This window comes from Bradyrhizobium sp. CCBAU 53351, from assembly GCF_015291745.1.
In the GTDB taxonomy this organism is placed as follows: domain Bacteria; phylum Pseudomonadota; class Alphaproteobacteria; order Rhizobiales; family Xanthobacteraceae; genus Bradyrhizobium.
Genome location: NZ_CP030059.1, coordinates 1,645,213 through 1,657,456 on the forward strand (window position 1 = coordinate 1,645,213; position 12,244 = coordinate 1,657,456).

At 59.1% G+C, this 12,244-nt stretch carries 3 protein-coding genes; 2 read left to right on the plus strand and 1 reads right to left on the minus strand.

What is annotated here, in order from left to right; all coding sequences use genetic code 11:
* The first annotated feature begins 245 nt into the window (after positions 1 to 245).
* Positions 246 to 10,799 (plus strand): calcium-binding protein, encoded by a 10,554-nt coding sequence (locus XH83_RS40300; RefSeq protein ID WP_194406457.1) that lies wholly within the window; start codon positions 246 to 248, stop codon positions 10,797 to 10,799.
* Positions 10,800 to 10,995: 196 nt separating this feature from the next.
* Here XH83_RS40300 and XH83_RS07910 read toward each other — a convergent pair whose 3' ends face one another.
* The gene (locus tag XH83_RS07910; RefSeq protein ID WP_194406458.1) at positions 10,996 to 11,238 is read right to left on the minus strand and encodes a helix-turn-helix domain-containing protein; all 243 of its coding nucleotides are present in this window, start codon (positions 11,236 to 11,238) and stop codon (positions 10,996 to 10,998) included.
* Positions 11,239 to 11,420: 182 nt separating this feature from the next.
* Here XH83_RS07910 and XH83_RS07915 point away from each other — a divergent pair, with 182 nt between their 5' ends.
* The gene (locus XH83_RS07915; RefSeq protein WP_194406459.1) at positions 11,421 to 11,936 is read left to right on the plus strand and encodes a hypothetical protein; all 516 of its coding nucleotides are present in this window, start codon (positions 11,421 to 11,423) and stop codon (positions 11,934 to 11,936) included.
* Positions 11,937 to 12,244: the final 308 nt, after the last annotated feature.

A 12,244-nucleotide genomic window follows, 5' to 3' on the forward strand; every position in this document is an offset into this window, starting at 1 on the left:
TATATGGGCTTTGCACTCTTATGGACGATCGTCGCGTTTGTGATCTGGATATTGTGCATTGCTCTCTTTGCTGGCGGACGATGGGTGATCGGGCTGTGCGTCGTCGCGATTACTGTCGCTGCGTTTGTTTGGCACAGCATCATTCTTGGTAGACGTGCAAGGCAGGCGATACGTCGTCGTCCTCCCGATATCACGTCCTAATTTCGGCGAAGCTCACGACGATTACAACACGAAGGAAGGCCAAAATGTTGGATGCAGCCTCGCTTAGGTTTCCTGATCAGGTTCCGTTCGAGGACGTCGCCGCAGCTTTCACCAATTACGCCAATTCTCTTCCATCCGAAGCGCGTGCCGCTTTGGGAGATCTTTTACTTCAACTAGGTAGCGGCGGGTCCGCGACTCCCGGGACTGGTGATCCTCAATCAGCATTGGTGGATGCTGCTCTAGTTTGGCTTGGTCAATCACTTAAGGATGGAGAGTGGGCCAGTCCTCCGCCAAATCTCTCTACTCAAGCTGCAGCCGCGGCGGGTGTGGAGGTCGTTTCGGATGGCCTCCTCGGGCTGGGGCTTGCGATTGGCGTGAGCACCATATACTGGCTTTTGCCTATCACGGTCATCGGTGCTCCAACCGTTCTTGGGGCTTTCGTCGCTGTCCGTCTCGGGGTGCTTCTTGGGCCTCTATTAGGCGCCCTGGCGCCTTTTGTGGGTAAGTTCGTTCGTGGGAAAGTCGTCGACCTTCTGAAAGATCTCGTTCCCGACCTGCATGAGCGGATCAATCAACTCTATTGGGACACCGGAAGCTGGCTGGATAAGCACATTATCATGCCGCTCATAAATTGGTTCAAAGATCCCATTGTGCTTGACCTCGATGGGAACGGTATACAACTGACGAGTATTGAAGATTCAAGCGTTCATTTTGACTTTGCGGGCGACGGGTTCGCGGAGCTGACGGGATGGGTCTCTCCGAACGACGGTATCTTAGCGATCGACAAAAATGGAAATGGTCTGATCGACAATGGACTGGAGCTGTTCGGTTCATCTGCTCAAGATGGATTCTCGGTCCTCGAGACGCTGGATACAAATGGAGATGGCAAGATTGATGCCCAGGACGCGGATTTTGGAAAACTGAGGGTATGGCGCGACCTAAATCAGAATGGTGTAACAGACGCTGGTGAGCTGCAGACACTCGCCGAAGCCGGAATAGTCTCCATCTCTCTCGTGAGAGACAAGCTCACTGGAAGCAATTCCGGGCACAATCTCGGCTATCAGGCTGGATTCTTGCGTACGGACGGAAGCGCAGGTGTCGCTCAAACAATATACTTCCAGACGGACGGCCAGAACTCTATCTCGGACTCAACGCCGACTTTTACGGAAGATCCCGAGGTACACTGGTTGCCTCAGTTGCCAGGCTCGGGATTGATTCATAGTATCTCGTATGAAGCGACAAACAATGCGCTGTTTCGGGCCGACTGGAGGGACTTAACCGATAATGTCCTCGCCTTAAGTCCCGCGGAGTTTCAGGAGAACTTCGAAGATCTCCTTTTGCGTTGGGCAGGGGTAGACAGCGTAGATATTGATTCGCGCGGACCGTTCGTCGATGGACGTCACCTTGCGTTCGTAGAGAAGTTCTTTGGACAAACCTATCGGGAGGTACAGGTCGACCAAGAATTGAGGACTTTTCCCAGCACTCAACAGTTCGGCGACAGAGTCGAGGCATCATTTCAGCAAATTCTGGCGATATACAGGACGGCCTTCCTTGCGCAAGTAACGACAAGCGGACTCATGCGAGGGATAGATCAGCTCGCGAGCGCACAGAATAATCCATATTTCTTCTACGGTTTGTTGGACTTCATTCCAAGAGGGCCGGACGCGCTTCCTGAAGAGAGTCCTGGAAATCTTGGGGTAGTCTTAGACTTGATCATCAAGGCGATGCCCTCGTCCGATGGTGATGCCGTAAGCTATTTGGTCAAGGCGCTGAGTGGCCTAGAGGGCATGATCGATATCGCCTTTGAAGGTATTCGCTCGGGATATCAAATCGAGATAGCTCCTTATCTTTCCCGTATTCCCGACTATACTACTCGAGAGATTGCGGCTCAAATTGTCGCCGGGGTGGCTCGTTTCGGTTCTACTGGCAGTGAAGGCATCAACGGCACGTCCGCGCAGGACGTCTTCATCGGCGGGGGCGGCGGCGATCTGCTCAGCGGCGGCAGCGGCAGCGATATCTACGTCTACAACAAGCAGGACGGCGATCTCTGGATCAGGGATGACGGTGCTGCGGCCGATACCGATCGGCTCGTCCTCACCGATCTGAATTCCACCGATGTCTCCTTCGACCGAATCGGTGACGATCTTCTGATGCGCGTCACGGCAACGGGCAAAACTGTCGTCATCGATAGCTTCTTCGCCAATCAGGGCATCGATGTCCTGCGCTTCGCCGATGGCACCGAGTGGGACCGTTCGCAGCTTGCAGGCGCCAGCGTGTTTCGTGGAGATGGGCACAACAACGTCATCTCCGACTCGGGCTCGCATGACGTCATTCGCGGCGGCAAGGGCGACGATTATATCAGGATCAGCGGAGGCAATGACACGATCCTCTATAGCAAAGGGGACGGATATGACATCGTGCACGACACGCTGGATCGTATCAGCGAGCACGATACCCTTGTCCTGACCGATCTGAACGCCAGCGACATCGAGCTCTCGCGGGTGGGTGGTCACCTTCTGCTGAAGGTCAAGTCGACCGGGGAATATATCGACTTTGACAATTTCTTCCCAAACAACAGCGCCGACTGGACGACCAAGAACGTCGACATCATCAAGTTCGCGGATGGAACGAGTTGGGACCGTGCGCAGATCATGCAGCAGGCCTGGGTTCGCGGCACGGACGGGATGGACACCCTCGCTATTGGTTCCGATCTCAACGAGACGATCTACGGCGGCAAGGGCGACGATTTCCTTCAGGGCTGGAACGGCAGCGATACCTACGTCTGGAAGAAGGGCGACGGCAACGACGAGATCTCCGATTTCTCTTCGAAGATCGGCAATCCAAGCAACAACGACATCGATACGCTGTGGCTGCAGGACGTCTCAGCGGGAGAGGTGAGCTATTCCTATCAGGGTGGCACGCTCCTGATCACGATCAACCCGACCGGCGAGATCATCAGGGTCAACGACTTCTTCTCGGGCGTCACAAGTCTGCTCGACGGCAATGCCGGCAACTGGGTCGGCATCGACCAGATCAAGTTTCAGGATGGCTCGGTGATCGACCGGGCACAGATCACCTACAATGCCGGCCGCGACTATCTCGGCTGGGATCCCGTGGTCGTCACCATGGTCGAGCAGGGGTTGATCATCTGGCAGACCTACTGGGACGAGTTCGGTCATGAAGGAAACATCGTTGCCGGTGCGTCTCCAGGCATCGACGATATCTGGAACGCCTCGAGCTATGGCGGTTTGGGTGGAACGCTGGGTGTCCCGGATGCATTGCAGCCGAATCCATTCCACGGCGGCGGCAACAACAGACTGAATGGTAGCGGTCGCGTCGACATCATGGCAGGTGGCCTTGGCGCTGACGTCCTGGACGGCTTCGGCGGCGACGACGTCCTCTACGGAGATGAAGTCGGGTCGGACACGGTAGGCGGCAATGACGTCCTCCTCGGAGGAGGTGGCAATGATGTCCTCTACGGCGGCGGCGGCTCGGACTACCTCGATGGCTGGCTCGGCAACGATTTCATCTCGGGTGGGGACGGGAAGGATTACATCTTGGCGAACGATGGTGATGACATCATCATCGGCGGCAAGGGTGACGATATCATCTATAACAACAATGGCGCCGGCAGCGGCAATGATACCTATCTTTACGCCAAGGGAGACGGTAACGATCTCATCGTCGAGGGAAGTACGGCGGAAACGGACGTCCTGATCCTTGCAGATATCAATTCATATGACGTCGAGCTGTCGCAATCTGCCGATGACCTCCTGATCAAAATCAAGGCGACCGGCGAGGTCATCATCGTCGCGAGTCATTTCGTCGGTCTCAACGCGCCTGGTGCGGGGCTCGAATATATCCGGTTTGCGGATGTTCAGTGGGGCCGCGATCAAATTCAGCAGGCGTCCTGGATACGTGGCACGGACGGCCGGGATATCCTGGACGGCACCCAGACGCTTTCGGATCATTTTCTCGGTCAAACGTTTCAAGGCGGCAAGGGCGACGATGTCATCTATTCCGGCTATCAAAGCGGGAGTGGCAGCGACACGTTCGTCTACGCGAGGGGAGATGGCAACGATACCATCAGTGAACAGAGTTGGCGCTCCTCCGGTCCAACCGAGACCGACGTTCTGAAGTTTACGGACATTGGCAGCTCAGACGTCCGGCTGACCCGGTCTGGCGAGGACCTGCTGATCAAGATCATCTCGACGAACGAGACGATCACGGTCGTGAGACAGTTCGGCGAGACCGTGGACGCCCCGGGCATGGGTCTCGAAACCATCCAGTTTGCGAACGGCGAGGTCTGGAATCGAGCCGATATTCAGCAGAACGCCTGGTTCCGTGGAACCGACGGGCGCGATGTCATCGACGCCCGGATCAGCCGTTGGGACGATACGATCGAAGCCGGCAAGGGCGACGACATCATCTATTCCGGCCTGCAGAGCGTCAGCGGCAACGACACCTTCATCTACTCGAAGGGCGACGGCAACGACACCATCTACGAGAACACCTGGCGCTCGTTCACCTCGACCGACACCGACGTCCTTTTGCTCAAGGACATCCAGGCCACCGAGGTGAACCTGACCCGCTCTGGCGATAATCTCCTGATTCACATCCTGCCGACCAACGAGACGATCACGATCGTCGGCCAGTTCGGCGATGCTACGGACACCCCGGATTCCGGCATCGAATACATTCGCTTCGCCAACGGCGACCAGTGGGGCCGCTCAACCATTTATGGGATCGCGACCAGCAACGCGCCTTTTTTCGCGGGCACGCGAGGCGACGACGTGCTGGTTGGTTCGAGCGCCAATCAGAACTTTTACGGTGAGGCCGGCGACGACCGGATCGAAGGCCAGGGCGGCAACGATCTCCTCTATGGCGGGCTTGGCAATGATACGCTTGTGCTGAGCGTCGCCGCCCCCGGTGATGTCGCCACCATCAATGGCGGCGCGGGAACCGATACGCTGGACCTCAGCGGGTTCGGGTCTGCGGTGTGGGTCGATCTCGTCACCAACGGTGCCGAGGTGCGTACGACCGACCAGAGCGATCTCGCCAGCGGGACCTGGCGTGACATGGCCCAGGTCGAGCGGGTTGAAAACATGATCGGTACCGCGTTCTCCGATCAGATCGCCGGCGACGCCGGCAACAATCTGATTGTCGGTGGCGCGGGGAACGACTTGATCGATGCGCGCTCCGGCGACGACGTCGTCTCCGGCGGCAGCGGTGACGACACACTGACCGGCGGCATGGGCAAGGACAAGCTCGACGGCGGCATCGGCGCCGATATCCTGAATGGTGGGCTCGACAGCGATATCTTGATCGGCGGAGCCGGCAATGATGTCGCAACGGGCGGCACTGGCGGCGACATATTTGTGGTCGGCGTCGGCGATGGGTCGGACGCGGTCACGGATTTCACCGCAGGAAGCGGAACGGACCACGACATCGTGCGGTTCGACCGCACCATGTTTGCCGATTTCGCCTCGGTGATGGCGGCCGCCGCGCAGGTCGGCAGCGATGTCGTCATCTCCCTCGGGAACGGCGACAGCCTCACCCTGCAGAATGTCGATCGTGCGGCGCTGACCGCGGACAATTTCGAGCTCCGGCGGCTCGACAACGAGGCTCCTACCGGGATTACAGCGACCGGCGGCTCCGTGCAGGAGAACGCCGCAGGCGGAACGGTCGTGGCGACGCTGGCGGCGGTTGATGCCGGGGACGCCGGCGCGCATAGCTTCAGCATCGTCGGCACGGATGATTTGTTCGAGATCGTCGGCAACGAGATCCGCGTCAAGAACGGCGCCGTCCTCGACTTCGAGACGCGGCCGCAGCACACGCTGACCGTCAAGGCGGTCGACGATGACGGCATGTCCGTCACTTCGACGATCGTGATCGGCATCACGGACCAGGTCGAGACGGTTGCGGGTACGGCGGGTAACGACGTTCTTGCCGGCGGAGCGGGCTCCGATATCTTGATCGGCGGCGCCGGCAATGATCGTCTCAATGGCGGCAGCGGCTCGGACGAATATCGTTACAATCTTGGCGATGGCGGAGACCGCATCGCCGACAGCGGCGGCAATGCCGATACAGATCGCCTCGTGCTCGGGAGTGGAATCGATCCCGCCGCGATCACGGTAGGCCGGTCGTCGATCGATAATTCCGACATCGTGCTGCAGCTCGCGAGCGGCGACACCATCGTGCTGCAGGATCAGCTCTCGGCATCGGCCGGGGCAGGCGTCGAGCAGATCGTCTTCGCCAATGGCGCGGTGTGGAGCCGATCCGATCTGCTCGCTCGGCTGGACAGCCACCTGTTCATTGGCAGCGCAAGCAACCAGACTGCGGCGGGCTCGGGCACATCCGACGTCTTCATTGCCGGAAGTGACGCCGAAACCTTGGTCGGGTACGGCGGCAACGACACCTACCGGGTGGGCGCCGGCGCCGGCAACGTGATCATCTCCGAGGATGCGGAGGACGGCACGGATCGGCTGGAGCTCGTTGGCCTCAATGCCGCCGATGTTACGCTCATCCGGCGCGGCGCCGACCTCATCGTCAAGAACAAGGCAAACGGTCACACCACGACGATCACCAACGAGTTCAGCTATGCACCAACCGGTGTCGAGCAGGTCGCATTCGCTGACGGAACCGTGTGGGACAAGACCCAGATCGCAGCACACGCCGTGCTGCCGAACGCCGCCGGAAACTATACGATCCAGGGGACCTCGGAGGACGATACCTTCCAGCCCGGAGCAGGAAACGACTTGATCCAGGGCGGGGCCGGTAGCGACACCGTCATCTATGCTCTCGGCGATGGCAGCGACACCATCAACGACGGATACAATTCCGCTTCTCAGATCGATGTCCTCAAGCTCGTCGATCTCAGGCCCGGCGACGTCATCTTCTCGCGACAGGGATCAGATCTCTCGATCGCGATTCCGGGAAGCGGCGACGTCATCACCGTACAGGGGCAGTTCACGTCGACAAGCGATTACTGGGGCCTCGAGCAGATCCAATTCTCCGACGGCACGGTATGGGACCGCAGCGCGATTGTCGCTGCAGCATGGATCCGCGGCACCAGTGCGGCGGAGACGCTGAACGGTTTTGCGACTGCCGATACGCTGGACGGCGGGGCTGGTGCGGACGTGCTTGTTGGCGGCGACGGTGATGACACTTACATCTACCGTGCGGGCTCTGGCAACGACGTCATCCAGGAGAGCGGTACGGACTCTGGCACGGACGTGGTGAAGCTCGTGGGCCTCAACGCTTCCGACGTGAGCTTTGGCCAGGGCGGCGATGATTTATTCATCCAGATTAAATCTTCGGCCGAAGTTCTGAGGATTCAGGGGCAGTTCAACGGGACAAATGGTATTGAGCAAGTTCTGTTCGCTGACGGGACGCGGTGGGATCGCGCGCAGATTGCTAATGCATCCCAATTAGTGGGAACGGGCGGCAACGATATTATCACGCTGCCGGCCGATGGCGCGACCATCGATCCAGGCGTAGGCGACGACACCCTCAGCGTCAGCGGGAATGGCGCCGATCGGATCGTCTTCTATAAAGGCGCAGGCCACGACACGCTCAACAACCCGGGCACAGGATACGTGAGGGCCGACGTTCTCGATCTCACGGATATTCTTCCATCGGAAGTGCAGCTCACGAGATCAGGCAATCAGCTCGTCGTCAGTGTGCCGTCAACCGGAGACAGTTTCACCGTCCTCCTGCAGTTCAACGGTAATAGCTACGGGCTCGGTAGTATCCATTTTGCGGACGGCACCATCTGGGACCGCACGGCGATCACCGCGAACGCGTTTCTCCGTGGAAGCTCAGGAAACGACTCTATCGGGCTTCCGGCCACAGGCGTTACGGTCGATGCGGGCGCTGGCGATGACACGATCTCGGTCTCCGGCAACGGATCGGACCGCATCATTTTTGGCAGCGGCTATGGGCACGATGTCCTCACCAACCCCGGTTCGGGCTATAACCGCGACGATACTTTGGTTCTGAAGGACCTGAATCCGTCAGATGTCGAGTTGAGCCGCGTTGGCGACGCCATGATCCTCAAGGTGTCGGCAACGGGCGACAGCTTTACCGTGAACTTCCAATTCTGGGGGGACGGTAGCCAAATCCAGGGCCTGACGCATATTCAGTTTGCTGACGGAACGGTATGGGACCGATCCGCTATTGCGTCAAACGCCTGGATCCGCGGCACGGCGGTCAACGACTCGCTCTCTGGGGCGGCATCTAACGACTACCTTTTCGGCCTTCAAGGCAACGACTATCTTCGCGGCAATGGCGGATCGGACACCTACGTCTACCGATCTGGCGATGGTAATGACGAGATCGATGATGAATCGAACTCCACTGTCGAGGTCGATACGCTGAAGCTGACCGATCTGAACGCCAGCGATGTGACGCTCAGTCGGTCAGGCAACGATCTGCTTGTTGGGGTCAACTCGACGGGGCAGACGATCAAGATTGACTACCAATTCTACTCGCAGACCGCCAACTGGGGCATCGAGAAGCTGGAGTTCGCCAACGGCGAGACCTGGGATCTCCCGACCATCAACGCAAACGCCTGGATCCGCGGCACGTCGGGCAACGAGTCGCTGTATGGGGCTTCTTCGGCAGATATTCTTTTCGGCGGGCTCGGCAACGACTACCTGCAGGGCAACGGTGGCTCAGATACGTACCTCTACAGATCGGGCGATGGTAACGATGAGATCGCTGATCGGTCGGACTCCGTGACCGATGTCGATACGCTGAAGTTAGCCGATCTGAACGCCAGCGATGTTACGCTCAGCCGGTCCGGCAACGCGCTGCTGGTCAAAGTCAATGCGGCGGGCGCGGTGATCACGGTCGACGATCAGTTTTACTCGCAGACCGCGAATTGGGGCGTCGAGAAACTGCTGTTCGCCAATGGTGACAGCTGGGACCTGCCGACGATCTGGGCGAATGCCTGGTTCCGCGGGACGTCGGGCAATGATTCGCTGTCTGCGAGTTCCTCGGCGGATACCCTCTTCGGCGACCAAGGTAATGACTACCTGCAGGGCAACGATGGCTCCGACACGTACATCTACCGATTGGGCGACGGAAACGACGAGATCGCCGACCGGTCGGGCTCGGTGACCGACATCGATACGTTGAAGTTCGCTGATCTCAACGCAAGCGACGTGACCGTCGGCCGATCGGGCAATGCCCTGCGCGTCACGATCAATGCGACGGGCGCGGTGATTACGATCGACGATCAATTCTACTCTCAGACCGCGAATTGGGGCATCGAGAAGTTGCTGTTCGCCAACGGCGATAGCTGGGACCTGCCGACGATCTGGGCGAACGCCTGGATTCGTGGCACCAGCGGCAATGATACGATCGGCGGCTCAAATGGGAACGACGTCTTCTGGGGAGGTCTTGGAGACGATCGTTTCAACAGCGGCGCGGGGAGTGATACCTACGTCTATGCGCGGGGCGATGGCAACGACTACATCGACGACGAGTCCGGCTCGACGGTGGATGTGGACGTGTTGCGCCTGATTGACTTGAACGCTAGCGATTTAACCTTCAGCCGGGTGGGGGCGAACCTGGTTGCTACCGTCAACGCCAATGGCCAAACGATTACGTTCGACGAGCAGTTCTATTCAAAAACGGCGAACTGGGGAATTGAACGGATCGAGTTTGCAGATGGCACGAACTGGGACTTGGCCACGATCAACTCCCATGCGTGGATCCGCGGCACCAGCGCGAACGATACGATTGGCGGCTCAGATTGGAACGACGTCTTCTGGGGAGGTCTTGGAGATGACCGTTTCAACAGCGGCGCGGGGAGCGATACCTACGTCTATGCGCGGGGCGATGGCAACGACTATATCGACGACGAGTCCGGCTCGACGGTGGATGTGGACGTGTTGCGCCTGACTGACTTGAACGCTAGCGATCTAACCTTCAGCCGGGTGGGAGTGCATCTGGTCGCTACCGTCAACGCCAATGGCCAAACGATTACGTTCGACGAACAGTTCTACTCGCAAACCGCGAATTGGGGCATCGAGACGCTGATCTTTGCCGATGGAAGCAGTTGGAACAGATCAAATCTGACCGATGCCACGTCGACCTTCACCTGGGTTGGGAGTGCCACGAACGCCACGCTCACCGGCAACGACTACGGCGCGAACATCTTCCAGCTCGGCTCGGGGGCGGAGTCGGCCTACGGCGGCGCCAGAAGCAATGTGTACCAGATCACCACGAGTACCGGCCAATCTCAGATCAATCTATCGTCTGCGACCGGCTCGAAGAATGAGGTCGATTTCCTCAGTGGCATCACCGACCAGAACCTGTGGTTCGAGCAGGCCGGCAACGATCTGAAGATCGACCTCCTTGGGACCAGCACCAGCACGACGATCAGCAACTGGTTCTCCGGCAGCGCGGCTGCGTTGCAGGAGATCACGGCCGGAGGCCTCAAGATCGACGGCCAGATCTCGCAGCTTGTGCAGGCCATGGCTACGTATTCGGCGAACAACACAGGGTTCGACCCGTCGAATCCGAGTATCCAGGCTTTGCCGAACGACACCACGCTCCAAAACGCGGTGGCGGCGTCATGGCATGCGTAGGGTCCACGACCGAGCTTACGGGGTTGGGGGCGCGGCTGCTCGGTGCAGAACGCCCTCGTGAGAGGGCCTGCCCGCCTGAAAGCGCCTCACTCTAAACTTGCGGGAGCCCGGGACCACCGAACCGGATAGAGCGGCAAGGCTATGAACGCAGTCATGGCCTTGCCAGGGCCGAGTTTCGCTAAAAGGACCGGCGCTATTACCCTCTTTCACGCACGAACCGCCGAAGCAATTTCAGCGGATCGGCTCCAAGGGCCTCGGCAATAGCGATGAATTCGATAACGTCAAGGCGCCGCTCGCCACCTTCGTACTTGGCAACGAACGATTGCGGTTTACGGAGCTTTTGGGCGAGTTCCTGCTGGCGAATGCCTGCCTTCTGTCGGGTTGCAACGAGAAGGGCAATGAGGCGGGCATATTCGGCGGATTTGAGGGATTTTTCCATTGCCGCCGGGCGAGTTTCGAATCGACGGCAGCCAATCTGATCCTGAATCGGGATTATCCCAAAATAGGATCGAATTAACTCTCATGTGCGAAGCTGGCTGGTGAGGCGCTCGGTTGTGCTGGACTTGTGCGGCCAGCGGAGCGCAATGGCGGGGTATGACCAACCCCAAAAGGAGACTTACAATGCTCGTTGAACTGCACCAGGACCCGCTTACATCCCACTCCCGCGCCTCCAATATTCGGGAGCAGGCGCTTCTCCATCTCCTTCTCGGCCAGCTCATGGCGGCGCGCTGGCAGCAGGGCCGTCACGACATCGAGGTGCTGACGAGCGAGGTGGACCGGCGCGGCTACGACATCGTGCTCGAGGCCAACGGCATCCTCCGGCACGTCCAGCTGAAGTCGACGTTTTCCGGATCCAGCGTCCGCCACGTCACCGTCAGTACCCGGTTGCTGGAAAAGCCCAGCGGCTGTGTCATTTGGCTGGAGGTCGACCAGCGCACGCTTGCCCTCGAACGCTTCTTCTGGTTCGGCGGCGAGCCCGGAGCGCGGCTGCCCGACCTGGGCGTGAAGGTCAGCCGGCATACGCGCGCGGACAGCAGTGGGCAGAAGCTCGAGCGCCCCATGCACCGGGACCTCGGCAAGGCCTGCTTCCAGCAGCTCGATAGCGCGGAAGAGCTGCTGACCAGGTTGTTCGGGTAGGGAGCCGAGAGAGAGGAGCGGCCAGCCATCCGCGGTTTGTGGGAGCGGCCGCTCGTGCTCTGAAGGGACGGCTCGGGCCCTGAGACTAGGCCAGAGCTCTTCGAGCCACGGAGGGCAAACAAGAGCGAAAAAGTCGATAGGCTCTCCAAGGCCCAGGGAAGGCCGTGGAGGAGATTTGCCTCCTGTCCGCACTCCGACAGGTCCGGAATCCTTCAAATTCCAGCTTTTTGAGCCGCGGCCGTCGCTTGCCCTTGTGAATAATCTCTAGCAAAAACAATAGCTTAAATTGCTGCCGCAAAGGTGGTCAC